We start from the raw sequence: 19,126 nt of genomic DNA on the forward strand, positions 1-19,126 counted from the left end.
GCCCGTCACATGCCGTAGCGTCGGAGGCAGCTCCTCCTGGTGACCGCGCCGCGACCCGGCGCTCCGCGGCCCCGTGTCGCCCCACCGCCCCTGCTCCCCGCCCCGGAAGGACCGACGTGCTGGCCCTGATCCCCAGGCCGCTGCAGACGGTGGGGGAGCGTGCGCTCTTCGCCGAACTGACCCGCTGGGACACCGGCGGCGCGGTCCGGGGCGCGGTCGTCGCCTCCCTGCCGGTCCTCGACGGGCCGGTGGGCCGCCGGATCGCCGACGCGGTGCTCTTCGTGCCGGAGGGGCTGGCCGTCGTCCGCATCGCCGAGGTCGCCCGGCAGCGCGGCGTGGTGACCGCGCTGCCCGAGGGGGCGTGGACCATCGGCTCCGAGGCCGGCCGCCCGGGCGAGGTGGTGCAGCTCTCCGGCGGCGGGTCCACCCCGCTGGACGGGCTGATGCGCGCCGGCATGGACACCGCCGTGCGGCTGCGCCGGGCCGGCCTGGAGCCCGGCCGGATCGCCCGGCTGACCGTGCTTGTCGGCGACCTCTCCGGCCTGGTGCCCGCCGACGGCGACCTGGGCGAGGGCGACCAGGTCGCGCTGCTCGAGCCCCGCTCGCTGCTGCTGGGCATCGCCCGCTCGGCCCGCTACACCGGCATCGCCAACCCGCGCCTGTGGACGACGGCCGACGTGCGCGCCGCCCTGGAGGCCCTCGAGCTCGACGGCCGGGTACCCACCACCCAGGAGCTCAACGGCGAGGGCTTCCCCTACTCGCCCTACGTGCTGCGGACGCCCGAGCTGCTCGCCCCGGCCGCGATGGCCGCGGCGGTGGCGGGGACCGAGGTCGGCGGAGCGGCTCCGGCACCGGCGGCGCACCACCCGGCGCCGCACGCCGCCGCACCCGAGCCGATGCGCCCGCTGGTCGACCCGGCGGCCGCCGCGGCCGTGGCCGCCGCCGCGATCCGCGCCGACGAGGAGGCCGCCCGCGCCGCGGCCCCCGGGTACGCGCGGGCCCAGGACCTCGCCGTCGCCGCGGTCGCCCCGCCGTCGACCGCGGCCGCGCCGCCGGTACCCGCCGCACCGTCGGCTCCCGTCGTCGGGGACACCCTCGTCGGACCGACCGTCGGCGTCCACGAGGAGGACTCCGGCGGCATCGGCGGGCTGTTCGCCGGCGCCGAGCCGGCCGCGCCCCAGCCGGCCGCCGCCGAGCCGGTGGCTCCCCAGGCCGGCGCGCCGCCGATCCGCGTCGAGCCCCCGGCCGCGCCACCCGTCGCCGCCGGTGTGCGGCCCGTCGACGTCCCCCTCGTCGGGCCGCGCCGGCGGCAGCGCTCGCCACAGCGGACCGCGTTGCTCGTCGCGGCCGCGCTGCTCCTCGTGGTCCTCCTCGGTGTGGGCGTCACCGCGGTCTTCGGCGGGGACGAGGCGGCGAACGCCGGTGCGCCGCCGTCCACCGCGGAGCAGGCCGCAGCGTCCGCCGAGGCGGCCAGCGGGCCGCAGCCCGGGCAGATCGAGACGGTGGACGGCCGGACCTTCGTCGCCCAGCGGGTGCAGACCGACCCCACCTGCGTCGGCAACGCCTACGGCGCGGTGGCCGACTTCTTCGCCGCCACCGACTGCGCGGGCCTGGCGCGGGCGCTGTACTCGACCGACGTCGGCGGCCGACCGGTCGTCGTCTCGGTGTCGGTGGCCGACATGGGTCAGGAGAGCGGCGCCCTGGCGCTGCGCGCGCTGGCTGACCAGAACGGCAGCGGCAACGTCAGCGACCTGCTGCGCGAGGGCGTCCGCTATCCGGGCGGTCCCGCGCAGCTCTCCGGAGCGGAGTACGCCAGCGCCGTCTCGGGCAGCACCGTGACGATCGTCGAGACCGCCTGGGCCGGGCCCGGGTCGACCGGCTCGACCGCCGACCTCGACGTGGTCGCCTCGACCGCGCTGGTGCTGCCCATGCCGGAGCCCACGGCCGCCGGCTGACGCGCACCGACGATCAGCTGAGCTGACCGTTGCGGTTCCTGACTCGCACCCGGTGGTGAGCCAGGACCCTCGATGATCAGCTCACCTGATCATCGGGGACACCCGGGGCGGTCGCGGCGGCCTCGGCCATCGCGGCGAGCAGCGCCGCCGTGCGCCGGCGGGGCAGCCGGCCGGCGCTGTGCGGGGTCGAGTTGACGAGCCCGAAGACGGCGTGCGCCCGGGCGCGGTTGGTCAGGGCGTCCGAGGTCGGGTGCACGCGCCCCAGGACGTCGACCCACACCTCCACGTAGCGGCGCTGCAGTCGGCGCACCTGCGCGGCGTCGTCGTCGGCCAGCGAGCCGAGGTCGCGGTCGTGCACGGTGATCAGCGCGGGGTTGTCCAGCGCGAAGTCGACCTGGAAGGCGATCAGCGTGCGCAGCTGCGCCATCGGGTCGTCCCCGGCAGCGGTCACCCGTGCGGTGCCGCCCTCGAGCAGCCGCTCGCTGATGCGCAGCAGCATCTCGGCGAGCATCGCGTCCTTGCTGGCGAAGTGCCGGTAGATGGCCGGGCCGGTCACGCCGACCGCCGCGCCGACGTCGTCCACGCCCACGGCCCGCGAGCCGCGCTCGGCGAACAGCTGTGCGGCGGCCCGCAGGATCTGCTCCCGGCGCGACGGACGGGCGGCGTCCGCGTGCAGCGCGGTGTTGGCGTCCGTCACGGCGGCGATGTTAACGGCCGTTGACCCCGTTCGTGAACCACGGTTAACATCCCGGCCGTGGACGCCCCCGTGCTGACCGGCAGGCCGACGACCGACGGCGCGGCCGCCGCGCGCAACGCCGAGGCGCACGCCGCGCTCGTCGCCGACCTCGCCGAGCAGCTGCGCCGGGTGGCGCTCGGCGGTGGGGAGCGGGCCCGCGAGCGGCACACCGCGCGGGGCAAGCTGCTGCCGCGCGAGCGGGTCGACGCCCTGCTGGATCCGGGCAGCCCGTTCCTGGAGCTCTCACCGCTGGCCGCGCACGGCATGTACGGCGGCGAGGCGCCGGCCGCCGGGATCATCACCGGCATCGGCCGGGTCGCCGGGCGGGAGGTCGTCGTCGTCGCCAACGACGCCACCGTCAAGGGCGGCACCTACTACCCGATAACGGTGAAGAAGCACCTGCGAGCGCAGGAGGTGGCGCTGCACAACCGGCTGCCCTGCGTCTACCTGGTCGACTCCGGCGGGGCCTTCCTGCCGATGCAGGACGAGGTCTTCCCCGACCGCGAGCACTTCGGCCGGATCTTCTACAACCAGGCCACCATGTCCGAGGCGGGCATCCCGCAGATCGCCGCCGTCCTCGGCTCGTGCACCGCGGGTGGGGCGTACGTGCCGGCGATGAGCGACGAGGCGGTCATCGTCCGCGAGCAGGGGACGATCTTCCTGGGCGGCCCGCCGCTGGTGAAGGCCGCGACCGGTGAGGTGGTCACCGCCGAGGAGCTCGGTGGGGGAGACCTGCACAGCCGGGTCAGCGGGGTCACCGACCACCTGGCCGAGGACGACCCGCACGCCCTGCAGCTGGTGCGCCAGATCGTCGGCACCCTCGGCCCGCGCGCGCCCCGGCCGTGGGACGTCGAACCGGTCGAGGAGCCGCTGTACCCGCCGGAGTCGGTCTACGAGGTGGTGTCGCCCGACCCGCGCACGCCCTACGACGTCCGCGAGGTCATCGCCCGGCTGGTCGACGGCAGCCGGTTCGCCGAGTTCAAGCCGCTCTACGGGCAGACGCTGGTCACCGGGTTCGCCCGGTTGCACGGCCACCCGGTCGGCATCGTGGCCAACAACGGCGTGCTGTTCGCCGAGTCCGCGCTCAAGGGTGCGCACTTCATCGAGCTGTGCGACCGGCGCAGCATCCCGCTGCTGTTCCTGCAGAACATCTCCGGGTTCATGGTCGGCCGCGACTACGAGGCCGGGGGCATCGCCAAGCACGGCGCCAAGATGGTCACCGCCGTCGCCTGCGCGCGGGTGCCCAAGCTGACCGTCGTCATCGGCGGCTCGTTCGGCGCCGGCAACTACTCCATGTGCGGCCGGGCCTACTCGCCCCGCTTCCTGTTCACCTGGCCCAACTCCCGCATCTCGGTCATGGGCGGGGAGCAGGCGGCCTCGGTGCTGGCCCAGGTGCGCCGCGACGGCCTCGAGGCCCGCGGCGAGGAGTGGCCGGCCGAGGACGAGGAGGCGTTCAAGAAGCCGATCCGCGACCAGTACGAGACCCAGGGCCACCCGTACTACGCCACCGCCCGGCTGTGGGACGACGGCGTGATCGACCCCGCCCAGACCCGCACCGTGCTCGGCCTGGCCCTGTCGGCGTGTGCGAACGCGCCGCTGGGTGAGCTGGGCTACGGCGTCTTCCGGATGTGAGTGCCTGATGTTCGAGACCGTCCTGGTGGCCAACCGCGGCGAGATCGCCGTCCGGGTGATCCGCACGCTGCGCGCGATGGGCGTCCGCTCGGTGGCCGTGTACAGCGCGGCCGACGCCGGGGCCCGGCACGTCCGGGAGGCCGACGTCGCCGTCCCGATCGGCCCGGCGCCCGCAGTCGAGAGCTACCTGTCGATCGAGCGGGTGCTCGACGCGGCCGCCCGCACCGGCGCCCAGGCCGTGCACCCCGGCTACGGCTTCCTGTCCGAGAACGCCGAGTTCGCCCGGGCCTGCGAGAAGGCCGGCGTCGTCTTCATCGGCCCACCGGTCGCCGCGATCGAGGCGATGGGCGACAAGATCCGCGCCAAACAGACCGTCGTGGCCGCCGGCGTCCCCGTCGTCCCCGGGCGGACCGAGCCGGGCATGTCGGACGACGAGGTCGCGGCGGCCGCGGTCGAGGTCGGCTTCCCGGTGCTGCTCAAGCCCAGCGCGGGCGGCGGCGGCAAGGGCATGCGGGTGGTGCGCGCGGACGCCGAGCTGCGTGACGCCATCTCCGCCGCCCGGCGCGAGGCCCGGAGCTCCTTCGGCGACGACACGCTGCTGGTCGAGCGCTACGTCGGGTCGGCGCGGCACGTCGAGGTGCAGGTGCTCGGCGACGCGCACGGCACCGTCGTCCACCTGGGCGAGCGGGAGTGCAGCCTGCAGCGCCGGCACCAGAAGGTCATCGAGGAGGCGCCGTCCCCACTGCTGGACGCCGCCACCCGCGCCGCGATGGGCGCCGCCGCCGTCGAGGCCGCCCGGGCCGTCGGCTACACCGGCGCCGGCACGGTGGAGTTCATCGTCGACGCCGAGCGGCCGACCGACTTCTTCTTCCTCGAGATGAACACCCGGCTGCAGGTCGAGCACCCGGTCACCGAGATGGTCACCGGCCTGGACCTGGTCGAGCTGCAGGTGCGGGTCGCCGCGGGGGAGCCGCTGCCGCTGACCCAGGACGACGTCGTGCTGGACGGGCACGCCATCGAGGCCCGGCTCTACGCCGAGGACCCGGCCCGCGGCTTCCTGCCGCAGACCGGCACCGTGCTCGGCCTGCGCGAGCCCACGGGGCCGGGCGTGCGCGTGGACAGCTCGCTGACGGTGGGCTCGGTCGTCGGCACCGACTACGACCCGATGCTGGCCAAGGTGGTGGCGTGGGGCCCCGACCGGGACACCGCGCGCGCCCGGCTCGTCGGCGCGCTCGGGCACACCGCCGTCCTCGGGGTGCCGACCAACACCGCCTTCCTCCGGGCGCTGCTCACCGACCCCGACGTCGTCGCCGGGCGGCTGGACACCGGGCTCATCGAGCGGCGCGGCGCGGCGCTGACCGCCGCCGAGCCGGTGCCGCCGTCGGTGTACGCGGCCGCCGCGCTGTACGAGCTGCTGGAGGCCGAGCCGGCCGGGCCGGTCGTCGACCGCTGGGACGTGCCCGACGGCTGGCGGCTGGGCGAGCCGGCGTGGACGGTGCGCCGCCTGCAGCCCACCGGCGGCGATCCGGTGACCGTGCGGGTGCGCGGCCGGTCGTCCGCCGCGGAGGTGCAGGTCGGGTCCGGCGAGCCGGTGCGCGCGTCGGCGGCGAGGGACGGTGGGGAGCTGACCGTGACCCTCGACGGCGTCACCTCCCGGTACGCCGTCGTCCACGCCGGTGGGCAGGTGTGGCTGTCCGCCGACGGCCGGGTGACCGCGCTGCGCGAGCACGAGCGGCTGCACGCCGCCGCCGAGGGCGAGGCCGGGGACGGCGCCGTGACCGCGCCCATGCCCGGGACGGTGACCGTCGTGCGGGCCGCGGTCGGCGACCGGGTCGAGGCCGGCGCCCCGCTGCTCGTGGTCGAGGCGATGAAGATGGAGCACGTGCTGACCGCCCCCCTCGCGGGGACGGTCACCGAGCTCGGCGTGACGGCCGGCCAACAGGTCCGGCTCGACGAGCGGGTGGCCGTGGTGACCCCACCGGCCACCTCCCCTGAGCAGGAGACGTGATGCTGGACTACCGGCTCGACGAGGAGACCGAAGCCCTGCGCAAGGTCGTGCGCGAGTTCGCCCACGACGTGATCGCCCCGCAGATCGGGGAGTTCTACGAGCGCGACGAGTTCCCCACCGCGATCGTGCGGCAGATGGGTGAGCTGGGCCTGTTCGGCCTGCCCTTCCCCGAGGAGTACGGCGGGTCGGGCGGCACCTACTTCACCCTCTGCGTGGCGCTCGAGGAGCTCGCGCGGGTCGACTCGTCGGTGGCGATCACCCTGGAGGCCGGCGTCTCGCTCGGCGCGATGCCGATCTACCGGTTCGGCACCGAGGAGCAGAAGCAGCAGTGGCTGCCCCGGCTGTGCAGCGGCGAGGCGCTGGCCGCGTTCGGTCTCACCGAGCCCGGCGGCGGGTCGGACGCCGGCGCCACCCGCACCACCGCGCGCCTCGAGGACGGCTCCTGGGTGGTCAACGGGTCCAAGGCGTTCATCACCAACTCCGGCACCGAGCTGACCGAGCTGGTCACCGTCACCGCGGTCACCGGCACCCGGCCCGACGGCGGCAAGGAGATCTCGGCGATCGCGATCCCGTCGGGGACGCCGGGCTTCAGCGTGGGCAAGCGGTACTCCAAGGTCGGCTGGAACGCCTCGGACACCCGGGAGCTGTCGTTCACCGACTGCCGGGTGCCGGCGGAGAACCTGGTGGGGGAGCGCGGCCGCGGTTACGCGCAGTTCCTCTCCATCCTGGGTGAGGGCCGCATCGCGATCTCCGCGCTCGCGGTCGGGCTGGCCCAGGGCTGCGTGGACGAGTCGGTCACGTACGCGGCGCAGCGCGAGGCGTTCGGTCAGCCGATCGGCCGCAACCAGGCGATCCAGTTCATGATCGCCGACATGGAGGTGCGGGCCTCCACCGCGCGGCTGGCCTACTACCGGGCCGCGGAGAAGATGCTGCGCGGCGAGCCGTACGCGCGGGAGGCCTCGATCGCCAAGCTCTACAGCTCCGAGGCGGCGATGGACAACGCCCGCTACGCCACCCAGGTGCACGGCGGCTACGGCTTCATGAACGAGTTCCCGGTGGGCCGCTTCTACCGCGACGCGAAGATCCTCGAGATCGGCGAGGGCACCAGCGAGGTGCAGCGGATGCTCATCGCCCGCGACCTCGGCGTCGGCTGAAGAAGGACCCCTGCCCCCACCACTCGCAGGCTCGTGGCAGGACCATGCAGGGGGCCGGTCTCCGGCGATCCCGCCGGGTCGGGCGTCCCGTCCCGCGCGGCGATGTGCGGCCCCGCGGCCGGCCCCGGGGCTATGGTGCGCGGGCACCCGAGCTCAGGGCAGCCCGACCACGGTGGGACGGCGGAGAGCGCGCATGTGCACGGAGCACACCGGCAGGGTGGCGCAGGAGTGCCGCGACGGGTCGGGGGCCGGCTTCTCCCGGCGGGCAGCGCTGGTGGGCGGGGCGGCCGCGGCCGTGACCGCTGCACTGACCGGTACCGCCCGGGCCGGGGACCGACCACCGCGGGCCCCGAGCTGGGGCCGACGGGGCCTGTGCGACCTCACGCACCCGTTCACCACGAGCCTGCCGACGTACGTGCCGGGCGCGGGGCCCGCGCGTCGCACCGTCGTGACGATCGAGCAGAACGGCTACTACTCGCAGGAGTGGCGCCTGGCGGAGCACACCGGCACCCACGTCGACGCGCCGGGGCACTTCACGCCGGGCGGTCGCCTCGCGCCCGAGCTGCGGATCGACGAGCTCGTCACGCCCGCCGTCGTCATCGACATCAGCACGCGCGCGGCGGAGGAGCCCGACACCGTCGTCACGGTCGACGACGTCCGCGCCCACGAGCGGCGCCACGGTCGCATCCCGGACGGCGCCGCCGTCCTCATGAACTCCGGCTGGAGCGCCAGGATCGGCGATCCGGAGGCCTACCGCGGCGCGGACGCGGCGGGGACGCTGCACTTCCCCGGCTTCGGTGCGGACACCTGCGCCTGGCTCGTGGAACGCCGGCGCATCCGCAGCCTCGGCGTCGACACGCTGAGCATCGACCCGGGCGTGTCCACGACCTTCGACACCCACCTCCTGCTCACCGGCGCCGACCGCTACGGGCTGGAAAACCTCGCCCACCTCGACCGCATCCCACCCACGGGGGCGACGATCGTGGTCGGCCTCATCCCGTTCGAGGAGGGTTCGGGCGGTCCCGCGCGCGTCCTCGCCTCCTGGTGAGGCCGCGGGCGCGGCGCGGCAGCACGCCCGGTCACCCGGTCAGGTCGGGGTCGGCAGGTGCTCGGCGGCGATGCGCTGCGCCAGGCGCTCCAACAGCGGACCTGCCTCGGCCATGCAGCGCGCGGGGTCCGGCTCGAGGTCGGTGAGCGCGTGTGCGGCGTCGATGCCGGCCTCCCGCAGCGCCGCGTCGTCCAGGTCGCGCCGTCCGCAGACGGCGACCACCGCGGGGACGCCGGCCGCCCGGGTCCGGCGGGCGACGCCGACCGGTGCCTTGCCGCGCAGGCTCTGCTCGTCCAGCGACCCCTCGCCGACCACGACCAGGTCGGCGTCGGCCACCAGCCGGTCGAAGCCGAGCAGGTCCAGCAGCAGGTCGATCCCCGGCCGCAGCTGCGCCCCGAGGACGGCGAGGGCCGCGAACCCCACCCCGCCCGCGGCGCCCGCGCCCGGCTCGTCACGCAGGTCCCGGCCGGTGGCCTCGGCGACCGCGTCGGCCAGCCGGGCCAGACAGCCGTCGAGGTAGGCGACGTCGTCGGGGTCCGCGCCCTTCTGCGGGCCGTAGACCGCCGCGGCGCCCGCGGGTCCGGTCAGCGGGTTGTCCACGTCGCAGGCGACGACGACCTCGGCCCCCTGCAGCGCGGTGGCGACCCCGCTGACGTCCACCCGGGCCAGCCGCTCCAGCCCTCCTCCGCCGGGCCCGACCGGTGCGCCGTCCGCGTCGAGCAGCTGCGCGCCGAGGGCCTGCAGCAGCCCGGCACCGCCGTCGGTCGTGGCGCTGCCGCCGATGCCGAGGACGATCCGGCGGGCGCCGGCGGCCAGCGCCGCCGCGACGACCTCGCCGGTGCCCCGGCTGGTGGCGGTGCGGGGCGCGAACCGGCCCCCGGGCAGCCGGCCGAGCCCCGAGACGTCGGCCATCTCGACGACGGCGACGTCGCCGAGCCGGGCGTACGCGGTCTGCACCGGCTCGCCGGTCGGGCCGGTCGCGGGAACCGGCACCGCCTCGTATCCCGCGGCCAGCGCGGCGGCGAGGGTGCCGTCACCGCCGTCGGCGACCGGTAGGCAGCTCACCTCCACACCGGGCCGGCCGGCGGTGAGCCCGCGCGCGACCGCGGCGGCCACCTCGGGGGCGGTCAGCGATCCCTTGAACTTGTCCGGGGCGACGAGGACGCGAGGCACGGGCCGATCCTGGCAGCCCGCTCAGGCGGTGACGTCGACGAGCACCTTGCCGACCGCGCCGTCCTCGACCGCCCGGTGCGCCTGCGCGGTCTCCGCCAGCGGGAAGACGTGCAGCGGCAGGCCGGCGTCCTCGCCGACCCGCACGGCGCCGTCGAGCACGGCGGCGTTGACGTCCTCGACGCCGATGGCCTTGGCGCGCTCGGGCTCGGTGTAGACCAGGACGAACTGCCAGCGCGCGTTCGGCACCATCTGCGCGCGGACCGGCACGGTCACCTCCGCGCCGCCGTCGTCGGCGTACATCGCCACCGCCCCGTGCAGGCCGATCACCTGTGCGTCGACCGCGGCGTTGGTGGCGGCGGAGACCTCGACGATCGCGTCGACGCCCTTCGGGGCGACCTTGCGGACCTCGCGGACGACGTCCTCCTCGCGGTAGTTCACGACGTTCGAGGCGCCGGCCGCCGCGGCCAGCTGCGCCTTGCGCGGGCTGCTGACCGTGGCGATCACGGTGGCGTCCGCCCAGCGGGCCAGCTGGATCGCGGCGTTGCCGACCGCGCCGGCCCCGCCCTGCACGAGGACGGTGTGCCCGGTCAGCGACCCGGGCCCGAGCCGGTCGGGCAGCGACTCGGCCACGGTCAGGCAGCGGTGCGCGGTGAGGAACGGGATGCCCAGCGCCGCGCCGAGCTCGAACGTGGGCCCGGCGCCGAGCAGCACGACCTGCCGCGCCGGGACGACGGTGTACTCGGCCGCCGTCCCGTGCGGGCGCTGCCAGGCCGCCTCCCAGACCCACACCCGCTCGCCGACCAGCACCGGGTCGACGCCCTCGCCGACGGCGTCGACGGTGCCGGCGCCGTCCTGGTCGGGTACCTGGCCGTCGGAGCCGGGCGGGTTCGTGCGCCGGGACTTCCAGTCGGTCGGGTTGACGCCGGAGAAGGCCAGCCGGACCCGCACCTCACCCGGGCCGGGCTCGGGGGTGGGGCGCTCGACCAGCCGCAGGACGTCGGGGTCGCCGTTCTCGGTGTAGACGATGGCTCGCACGGTCCCGTCCTACCCGGTCGGGCGCGGCCATGCGCGGGCGGCTCAGGCCAGGTTGAGCTGCCAGGAGACGCCGTAGCGGTCGTTCACCCAGCCGAAGCGTCGGCTGAAGCCGTGGTCACCGAGCTCCATGAGGACGGCGCCACCCTCGGACAGGCCCGCATAGAGGCGCTCGAGCTCCTCCACCGACGCGGTCTCGACCCAGATCGAGAAGGACGGCGTGAAGGTGAAGTCGTGGACCGGGGGGCTGTCGAAGCATCGGAACACCTGACCGGCGACGGAGAAGGTGGCGCTCTGCACCGTGCCCTCCGCGCCGGGACCGTCGGCCCTCCACCGGGTGAGCTCGAGGACGCGGGCGTCGTCGAACAGCGACGTGTAGAGGTCGAGCGCCGGCCCCGCGTCGCCCTGGAACATGAGGAAGGGGATCACCTGCTTCGGCATGGCGGTCACCGTAGAGGGAGCTGCTGACAGGAGCGTTCACCCCAGTCGCTCGGCGACCGCGACCAGGTGGTCGTCGACCACCTGGAGGTCGGGCTCGCGTCCTGCCGCGACGACGAGGACGACGACCTCGCCGGAGCGCACCAGCCGGGTCTCGCTGACTGCGGGGTCCGGGCCGGGCACCTCGGAGCGGATCGCGACGCCGATCCACCCGGACCCCGTCCAGTCGTCGACCGTCCGGGCGACCGGGCCGGCGTCGACGGACGGCGGTGCCGACACGCAGTCCGGTGCCTCCATCGCCGCCTGGTCGAGGATCGCCTCCGCGACCATCGGGACCGACGTGGCCCAGGCATGGACGTACAGGGTGGTCCCCTCGGAGGCGTGGCCGGGGGCCACCGGCTCGCCGAGCGCGGGGTCCAGGCGGGGTGCCCGGCTGCCCGGCGCGGTCGTGCAGAGCTGCCAGGGCGGCGGGGGCGGGTCGACCGGCCGCAGACCAGGGACGGGCACGGACAGCGCGGCCTGCAGGTCCGGTGGACCGCCGGGGGATGCCGACCCCACGACGGTCGAGGAGCAGGAGGCCAGCAGGACCGCGACCGCAGCCACGGCCCACCCTCGCGTCGCCGTCCGCACCATCCGTCCCCCGCGAGGTGGTACCCCGTCCGGAGGACGAGGCACGCGGACCCCGGGCGTGCGGTTGCCGGTCACCGTCCCGGCTGGTGGGGTCGGGACGTGCTCGTCCCGCGCTCCGGCGTCCTGCCCGCGCCGGTGCGCCGGACCCTGCTGTACCGGCAGGCCACCGGACGCCTCCCGTCGCTGCTGCGGCCGCGGACCTTCACCGAGAAGCTCAACTGGCGGATCACCCTCGACCGGCGCGAGCTGCTCGCGCCCACCTGCGACAAGCTCGCGATGAAGGAGCACGCCCGCACGCTGGCGCCGGGCCTGGTGCGCGTCCCGGAGACCCTCTGGTCCGGTACCGACGTCGGCGAGCTGACGGACCTCGACCTGCCCGGCCACTGGGTGCTCAAGCCCAACCACTCCTGCATCCGGCGGGTCTTCGGCCGCGGTCCGGCCGATGTCGTGGACCTGCGCCGGTGCACCGCGGGCTGGGTGGAGGAGCGGTACTGGCGCAAGAGCGAGGAGTGGGCCTACCGGCGGGCGCGGCCGGGCCTGCTGGTCGAGGAGTTCGTCGGCGTCCCGGGCCTGGTGCCCGCCGACCTCAAGGTCCTCGTGGTCGACGGGGAGCCCCGGCTGGTCGAGCTGCACACCGGCCGGGGCGACGACCACCAGGCCCGGCTGTACTCGCCGGAGTGGGAGCCGCTGCCCTGGACGATCGGCTTCCGGCCCGGTCCGGACGCCGACCCGCCCGAGCGCCTGGAGGACCTGCTCAAGGCCGCCACCGCGCTCGCCGACGGCTTCGACATGCTGCGCGTCGACTTCTACGAGGTCGACGGCGAGCTGTGGTTCGGCGAGCTCACCCCGTACCCGGGCGCCGGGCTGTCCCCGCTCGAGCCCGACCTCGACGCGTGGCTCGGTGCGGCCTGGACCCTCCCGCCGCTCCGGCACAGCCGCGGCTGACATCTCGCCGCGACGCGGGTTGGAGGGTTAGACGGGGGTGATGGAGAGGTCCAGCGCGCGGCGGCCCGCCTCGGAGCGCGCGGTGCGCAGCCGCTCCTCGGACGGGGTGCCGTACTCCGTCGTCCGCTGCCGGGCCGGCCGGCCGATCGCGGCGGCCATCGCCTCCAGTTCGGCGATGGTCTTCAGCGAGCCGTTCTCGCTGCCGGCCATCCGGCTGATCGTCTCCTCCATCAGCGTGCCGCCGAGGTCGTTCGCCCCGCCGGCCAGCACCGTCTGCGTGCCGACGTCGCCGAGCTTGACCCACGAGGTCTGGATGTTGGGGATGCGCCCGTGCAGCAGCAGCCGGGCGACGGCGTGCACCGCGCGGTTCTCCCGCACGGTCGGCCCGGGGCGGGCGACGCCGGCGAGGTAGATCGGCGAGCTGTGGTGCACGAAGGGCAGCAGCACGAACTCGGTGAAGCCGCCGGTGGCGTCCTGCACCCGGGCCAGCGTGCGCAGGTGCGCCACCCAGTGGGCGGGGGTGTCGACGTGGCCGTACATCATCGTCGACGTCGTCGGGATGCCCAGCCGGTGCGCCGTCGTGATGATCTCCAGCCAGGTCGCCGTCGGCAGCTTGCCCTTGGTCAGCACCCAGCGGACGTCGTCGTCGAGGATCTCCGCCGCGGTCCCCGGGACGGAGTCCAGCCCCGCCTCCTTCGCGGCCACCAGGAACTCCTCGAAGGACAGCCCGGTGCGGGCCGCGCCGTTGACGATCTCCATGGGCGAGAAGGCGTGCAGGTGGATGCCGGGCTGCCGGCGCTTCACCTCGCGGGCGAGGTCGAGGTAGGCGGTGCCGGGCAGGTCCGGGTGGATGCCGCCCTGCATGCAGATCTCGGTGGCCCCGGCGGCCCACGCCCGGTCCACGCGCGTCCCGACCTCCTCGAGGGACAGCGTGTACGCGTCGGCGTCGGTGCGCCGCTGGGCAAAGGCGCAGAACCGGCAGCCGGTGTAGCAGACGTTGGTGAAGTTGATGTTCCGGTTCACGACGTAGGTGACGTCGTCGCCGTTGACGTCCCGGCGGACGGCGTCGGCCAGCGCGCACAACGCGTCGAGGTCCGGGCCGTCCGCACCCAGCAGCGCCAGGTACCCGTCGTCGGTCAGCCCCGCCGGGTCGGTCTCGGCGGACCGCAGGGCGGCGTGCACCGCCGGGTCGCCGGCGGCGAGCGCGGTCGTGTGCCCGTCGCGGGCGCTCTCGGTGCGCGAGCGCAGCTCGGCCCAGTCGCCGTAGACGGCGTCGAAGTCGCCGCGCCGGTCGCCGGTGCGCCCGGTGGTGTCGACCTCGACGTGCAGGTCGGTCCGGCCGGACGACGTCCACCCCTCGTCCGGCTCCTGCCACGGCAGCCCGGTGGGCACGCGGCCGTCGGCCGCCAGCCCGTCGGGGCCGGCCAGCGCGGCGACGTGCGGGCGCACCCGCGGGTCGATCCACGGCTCCGGTTCCTGCACGTACCGGGGCTGGGCGGCCAGCCGCTCCCGCAGCTCGTACCCGGCCTCGGCGGTCAGCGCCGCCAGCTTGTCGATGTTGGGCCACGGGCGCTCGGGGTTGACGTGGTCGGGGGTCAGCGGGGAGACCCCGCCCCAGTCGTCCACGCCGGCGCGCAGCAGCAGACCCAGCTCGGTGGAGTCCGACAGGTTCGGCGGCGCCTGCACCCGCGCCTTCGGACCGAGCAGCAGCCGGGTCACGGCGACCGCGGCGACGTACTCCTGCAGCCCGAGGTCGTCGTGTGCGGCCATCGCGGTGCGCGGCTTGGCGCGGAAGTTCTGGACGATGACCTCCTGCACGTGCCCGTGCCGCTGCGCCGCGCCCCGGATCTGCAGGACGGCGTCGACCCGCTCGGCGTGGTTCTCGCCGATGCCCAGCAGCACGCCGGTGGTGAACGGGACCGCCGAGCGGCCGGCGTCCTCGAGCACGCGCAGCCGGACGGCCGGCTCCTTGTCCGGAGAGCCGAAGTGCGGGCCGCCCGGCTCCGACCACAGCCGGGTGGCCGTCGTCTCGAGCATCATCCCCATCGACGCGGACACGGGCTTGAGCCGCTGGATCTCCTCCCAGCTCATCACCCCGGGGTTCAGGTGCGGCAGCAGCCCGGTCTCCTCCAGCACCCGGATCGCCATCGCGCGCAGGTAGGCCAGCGTGGAGTCGAAACCGTGCGCCTCGAGCCACTCGGCCGCGACCGGCCAGCGGTCCTCGGGGCGGTCGCCGAGGGTGAACAGCGCCTCCTTGCACCCCCGCGCGGCGCCCGCCCGGGCGATGTCGAGCACCTCGTCCGGGGAGAGGAACGGCGCCTTCCCCTCCCGGCGCAGCCGGCCGGGCGTCGTCACGAACGTGCAGTAGTGGCAGCGGTCGCGGCACAGGTGGGTGAGCGGGATGAACACCTTGCGGCTGTAGGTGACGACGCCCGGCCGCCCGGCCGAGGCGAGTCCCGCGTAGCGGACCCGGCCGGCCGCGGCGAGCAGCCGGTCCAGCGGCTCGCCCTCAGCCAGCCCCCGGGCGTGCAGCAGCGTCTCGGCCTCGACGGCGTCCAGGGTCACCCCGCGCTCGGCGCGCACCAGCGCACGGCGGACGGCGGACTCCGACGGGTTCAACGGCTCGGTCATCGCGTCCGACGCTAGACGAAGGACCCCCTGCCCCCCACCACTCGCAGGCTCGCGGCGGGACCCTGCAGGGGGCCGCCCGTCCTCCTCACCGTGGAAGGACCCCGTCCTCCCCACCCCTCGCAGGCTCGGGGCGGGACCCGGGACGGGGCCGCGGGGAGCCTCGGGACGGGGCCAGCGGCGGGACCCTGCAGGGGGCCGGTCGCGTCACACGTCGCGCCGGGAGAAGGACAGCGCGGTCAGTCCCCAGACCATGGCGATCCACACCGCGGCCCACGCCAGGTAGGCCGGTGAGAGCGCGGCCTCGCTCAGGAAGGGGAACCCGCCCTCGCCCGGGCCCATCTGGACGAGCGCGATCGGGTCCTGGAACGCGTTCATGGCGCCGCGCCACAGCCCGTCGGTGGGCAGCAGGATCCGCGACACCGTGCCCACGCTCTCGACGCCTTCGTTGCCCAGCGCCCCGCCGAGCCCACCGACCACGCCTGCGACCCAGGTCGCCCCGAAGAGACCGACGGCGACGATGCCCGACGCCATGGTCGAGACGACGCTGGACAGCAGCAGGGCCAGGGTCAGCAGCACGACCGTCTCCGCGCCCAGCAGCGCGAGCCCGGTCGCGGGTGACGGAGGCCAGTAGCCGACCGTCACCCCGACCACGAGGATCTGCGCCAGGCCGGCCAGGACCACGTAGCCGCAGCCGAAGGCGACCAGACCGAGCCACTTGCCGAGCAGGACGGCCGATCGGCGGACCGGCCGGGCGAGGATCACCAGCGCCTGTCCCGACTCCAGCTCCCCGGCCAACGTGGGCCCGGCGAGGAACGCCGTGCCGATCGCCGCGATGAGGCTCAGCCCGAACATGATCAGGTTGAGCAGCAGCGAGGCCACGAGGCGGGCCTCACCGCTGGTCATGGTGCCGAGCTCGGTGTCCAGTCCGACCAGCTTCGAGAAGCCCCAGGCGCTGAGTGCGAGCAGCACCACCGTCAGCGCCAGGAGCGCCCAGACGACCCGTCGCCGGGCGGCCTCGCGCAGGGTGAGCGCCGCGACGGTGAGCACCGTGCGGGCGGTCACGGCCGGCCGTCCCCGGAGCCGGCCCGCAGGATGCCCAGCAGGCGCTCCTCCAGGCTGATCCGCGCCGGCTCCACCGCGTGGACCCGCACGCCCAGCGCCACCAGGTCGCGCACCAGGTCGGGCACGGCGGTCCCGTCGTCGTCGGCCGGAAGCGCGACGGTGGACCACTCGCCCGCGCGCTCGACCGGCCCCGCCGCGGCCAGCCGCGCCTCGGCCGCGGGGACCACGCCGGTCAGGTGCAGCCGGACCTCGCGCTGGCCGAGCAGCTCGGCCAGCGTCCCGGAGGCGGCGACCCGCCCGCGGTCGAGGACGACGACGCGGTCGCAGACCCGCTCCACCTCCCCGATGAGGTGCGAGTTCAGCAGCACCGCCACGCCGCGCTCCCTGAGCGAGAGCACCACGTCGCGCACGTCGGCCCGGCCCAGCGGGTCGAGGGCGCTGGTCGGCTCGTCGAGCACCACCAGCTCGGGGCGGGCGACCAGCGCCACGGCGAGCCCCAGCCGCTGCTGCATGCCCTTGGAGAAGCCCCCGACCCGGTCGCCGGCGCGGGCGGCCAGCCCGACCAGCTCCAGGCAACCGTGCCGCTCGTCCCCGGAGACGTCGGCACCGGCCAGCCGGACGTGCAGCTCGAGCACCTCCGCCGCGGTCAGCCAGGGCTGGTAGCGGAACAGCTCGGGCAGGTAGCCCACCCGGGCGCGGCCGGCCGGGTCGCTGCCGGGCCGACCCAACACCATCACCTCACCGGCGTCGGGCCGGACCAGCCCCAGCAGCATCTTGATGACCGTGGTCTTGCCGGCGCCGTTCGGCCCGAGCAGGCCGACCACCTCACCGCGGCCCACCGACAGCGAGACGCCGTCGACCGCGGTGCGCCGTCCGTACCGCTTGCGCAGGCCGTCGCACCACAGGGCCGGGGACGGTGGCAGGTCGCGGACCAACTGCGCCGCGGCCCGGACGGCGGGGTCGCCCGGGCCGGCGACCGCTGGTGCGTCGGTCGTGCTCACCCCAGGTCCCCGGCGACGTCGAGCACCTCGTCGGTGCTCAGCGTGCCGCCGACCAGGGTGATGACGCCGTCGTCGACCCAGACCACGGCGGCCAGGGCCTGGTCGCGTGACTCGAGCACGGTGGCCGGCAGGCCGCCGACCTCCGCCTGCGAGGTGTCCACCAGGTCGGCCGGCACCGGGATCGGCAGGGTCGAGCCGTCGGCGGTGAAGGTGCGCAACTGGGCCGCCACGTCGGCAGGCAGGCCCGGCAGCGAGAGCAGGAAGTCGCGGACGGTCTCGAACGGGACGCCCGACGAGGACGCCGAGGGCGCCACCGCGCGGCCGACCACCAGGCTGGGCAGCCCCGAGGGCTGTGACCAGACCGCCGCGACCCCCGGACCGGCGGTGAGTCGCACCCGGCTGCCGTCGAGGCCCGCGGGCACCGGCGGCAGGGGCTCCCCGGACGCCGCCGCGGCCTCGGCGGCCTTCGCCGCGGAGAACGTGAAGACGCCGCTCAGCTCGCCGACCACCTGGTACGTCGGCTCACCCGCCACGCCCTCGGGCAGGACGCCCACCTCCGGGACGTCCAGGCCGGACTCGGCGCGGGCGGCCGCGGCGTCGGGCACCGCGTGCGGGCCGTCGTCCCCGGTCAGCTCGACGTCGCCGTAGGCGGTCAGGTCGGGCAGCGCCACGAGGTCGGTGGTGCTGATCTCGAGCGGGGCGATCTGCTCGGTGCGGAAGATCGGCAGCCAGTCGTTCGCGGCGGCCACACCGGCGCCGGAGAGGACGACGGCGAAGGCGAGCGCGGCCGCGGCCGGGCGGTGCAGCCACCCGCTGCGCCGGCGGGCCGGCGCGGGTGCCGGCGTCACGGACGGGGCGGGCAACGCCGACGACAGGCGCCGCCACGCCGCCGCGGGATCGGGGTGGGCGGCGCCGTCGGAGCGCAGCACGGCCCCCACGGCCGCGGCGTCCTCGCGCGCGGCGGCCAGGCCGGCGAGGCACACGGGGCAGTCGGCGACGTGCTGCCGGTCGGCGTCCGAGACCCCGGCCGGCTCGTCGACGAGGCGGCGCAGCACGCCCTCAGTCGGATGACGCATGGTGGTCCAGCTCCTTCTTCAGTGCGGACTCGGCGCGCCGCACGGTCGTGCCGACGCTCCCCGGGGACAGGTCGAGGGCCGCCGCGACGTCGGCGTAGCCCATGCCGCTGTGCCGCAGCACGAGCGCCACGGCCTGCTTGCGGGGCAGCCGGGCGAGCGCGGCCCGCACCCGGCGGCGTTCCTCGAGGGTCACGACGGCGTCGGCCACGTCGGGCGCGACGACGTCGGCCGCCGCGGCGGCGGTCTCCTCGCGGGACGCGCGGCGGCGTCCCGAGCGGAGCAGGTTCAGCGCGGTGTGCGCCGCGGCGACCGAGAGCCAGCCGCGGGCCTCGCCGGCCGGGACCGACGACCGGGCGAAGGAGAGGAACACGTCCTGCGCGACGTCCTCGGCCCAGTCCCGCGACCCGAGCACCCGGGCGGCCACGCCGACGACCCGCGCGTACTCCTCGCGGAACACCTCGCCGAGGTCGGCGCGCACGGCCCCGGACGCCGCGCGCGGCACCGCTCCGCCGTCCGTCCCCCCGACCCGGTCCGTCGCGCCCCGGGGCGCCGTGCCCGGGAGGGCCAGGACGGCCTCGGGCCGCGCGCGTCGAACGAGCTCCATG

At 75.8% G+C, this 19,126-nt stretch carries 16 protein-coding genes; 6 read left to right on the forward strand and 10 right to left on the reverse strand.

Annotation, left to right across the window (positions count from 1 at the left end):
• Window positions 1–116 precede the first annotated feature (116 nt).
• A complete protein-coding gene (locus ACU610_RS00275; RefSeq protein WP_446765729.1) occupies window positions 117–1,955 on the forward strand; it encodes a hypothetical protein in 1,839 nt (612 codons plus the stop codon).
• Between the two features lie 76 nt (window positions 1,956–2,031).
• Here the strand turns inward: ACU610_RS00275 and ACU610_RS00280 are convergent, their stop codons facing one another.
• On the reverse strand, window positions 2,032–2,652 hold the full coding sequence (locus ACU610_RS00280) for an SACE_7040 family transcriptional regulator (RefSeq protein ID WP_446765730.1): 621 nt from the start codon (window positions 2,650–2,652) through the stop codon (window positions 2,032–2,034).
• A gap of 57 nt (window positions 2,653–2,709) precedes the next feature.
• Here ACU610_RS00280 and ACU610_RS00285 point away from each other — a divergent pair, with 57 nt between their 5' ends.
• From ACU610_RS00285 to ACU610_RS00300, 4 genes are all read left to right on the forward strand, one after another.
• Window positions 2,710–4,323, forward strand: a complete 1,614-nt coding sequence (locus ACU610_RS00285) for a carboxyl transferase domain-containing protein (protein ID WP_446765731.1) — start codon at window positions 2,710–2,712, stop codon at window positions 4,321–4,323.
• A 7-nt stretch (window positions 4,324–4,330) separates the two neighbouring features.
• Window positions 4,331–6,331 carry an ATP-binding protein gene (locus ACU610_RS00290; protein WP_446765732.1) on the forward strand — a complete coding sequence of 667 codons (2,001 nt, stop codon included), beginning with the start codon at window positions 4,331–4,333 and terminating at the stop codon, window positions 6,329–6,331.
• Window positions 6,331–7,485, forward strand: coding sequence for an acyl-CoA dehydrogenase family protein (locus ACU610_RS00295; RefSeq protein WP_446765733.1), 1,155 nt, complete (start codon window positions 6,331–6,333; stop codon window positions 7,483–7,485). The genes ACU610_RS00290 and ACU610_RS00295 overlap by 1 nt, the downstream gene beginning before the upstream one ends.
• A 193-nt stretch (window positions 7,486–7,678) precedes the next feature.
• On the forward strand, window positions 7,679–8,533 hold the full coding sequence (locus ACU610_RS00300) for a cyclase family protein (protein WP_446765734.1): 855 nt from the start codon (window positions 7,679–7,681) through the stop codon (window positions 8,531–8,533).
• A 39-nt stretch (window positions 8,534–8,572) separates the two neighbouring features.
• On the opposite strand, the gene ACU610_RS00305 is transcribed toward ACU610_RS00300, so the two are convergent.
• Genes ACU610_RS00305 through ACU610_RS00320 form a run of 4 tightly spaced genes read right to left on the reverse strand, consistent with a single transcriptional unit; the run spans window position 8,573 to window position 11,779 of the window.
• On the reverse strand, window positions 8,573–9,706 hold the full coding sequence (locus ACU610_RS00305) for a glycerate kinase (protein ID WP_446765735.1): 1,134 nt from the start codon (window positions 9,704–9,706) through the stop codon (window positions 8,573–8,575).
• Window positions 9,707–9,727: 21 nt separating this feature from the next.
• Window positions 9,728–10,741, reverse strand: coding sequence for an NADPH:quinone reductase (locus ACU610_RS00310; RefSeq protein ID WP_446765736.1), 1,014 nt, complete (start codon window positions 10,739–10,741; stop codon window positions 9,728–9,730).
• A 42-nt stretch (window positions 10,742–10,783) separates the two neighbouring features.
• Complete coding sequence (locus ACU610_RS00315) at window positions 10,784–11,179, reverse strand: VOC family protein (RefSeq protein ID WP_446765737.1); 396 nt, start codon at window positions 11,177–11,179, stop codon at window positions 10,784–10,786.
• 36 nt (window positions 11,180–11,215) lie between these two features.
• Window positions 11,216–11,779, reverse strand: coding sequence for a hypothetical protein (locus ACU610_RS00320; RefSeq protein WP_446765738.1), 564 nt, complete (start codon window positions 11,777–11,779; stop codon window positions 11,216–11,218).
• Window positions 11,780–11,905: 126 nt separating this feature from the next.
• Between ACU610_RS00320 and ACU610_RS00325 the strand changes: the two genes are divergently transcribed.
• Complete coding sequence (locus ACU610_RS00325) at window positions 11,906–12,751, forward strand: ATP-grasp fold amidoligase family protein (RefSeq protein ID WP_446765739.1); 846 nt, start codon at window positions 11,906–11,908, stop codon at window positions 12,749–12,751.
• Between the two features lie 27 nt (window positions 12,752–12,778).
• Here the strand turns inward: ACU610_RS00325 and ACU610_RS00330 are convergent, their stop codons facing one another.
• The 5 genes from ACU610_RS00330 to ACU610_RS00350 form a co-directional block, all read right to left on the reverse strand.
• Window positions 12,779–15,382, reverse strand: coding sequence for a bifunctional FO biosynthesis protein CofGH (locus ACU610_RS00330; protein ID WP_446765740.1), 2,604 nt, complete (start codon window positions 15,380–15,382; stop codon window positions 12,779–12,781).
• Window positions 15,383–15,586: 204 nt separating this feature from the next.
• A complete protein-coding gene (locus ACU610_RS00335; RefSeq protein WP_446765741.1) occupies window positions 15,587–16,444 on the reverse strand; it encodes an ABC transporter permease subunit in 858 nt (285 codons plus the stop codon).
• On the reverse strand, window positions 16,441–17,445 hold the full coding sequence (locus ACU610_RS00340) for an ABC transporter ATP-binding protein (RefSeq protein WP_446765742.1): 1,005 nt from the start codon (window positions 17,443–17,445) through the stop codon (window positions 16,441–16,443). The genes ACU610_RS00335 and ACU610_RS00340 overlap by 4 nt, the downstream gene beginning before the upstream one ends.
• Window positions 17,442–18,521 carry a hypothetical protein gene (locus ACU610_RS00345; protein WP_446765743.1) on the reverse strand — a complete coding sequence of 360 codons (1,080 nt, stop codon included), beginning with the start codon at window positions 18,519–18,521 and terminating at the stop codon, window positions 17,442–17,444. Before ACU610_RS00345 ends, ACU610_RS00340 begins: the two co-directional genes overlap by 4 nt.
• On the reverse strand, window positions 18,505–19,125 hold the full coding sequence (locus tag ACU610_RS00350) for an RNA polymerase sigma factor (RefSeq protein WP_446765744.1): 621 nt from the start codon (window positions 19,123–19,125) through the stop codon (window positions 18,505–18,507). Before ACU610_RS00350 ends, ACU610_RS00345 begins: the two co-directional genes overlap by 17 nt.
• Window position 19,126: the final 1 nt, after the last annotated feature.

The organism is Geodermatophilus sp. URMC 61 (assembly GCF_052931555.1).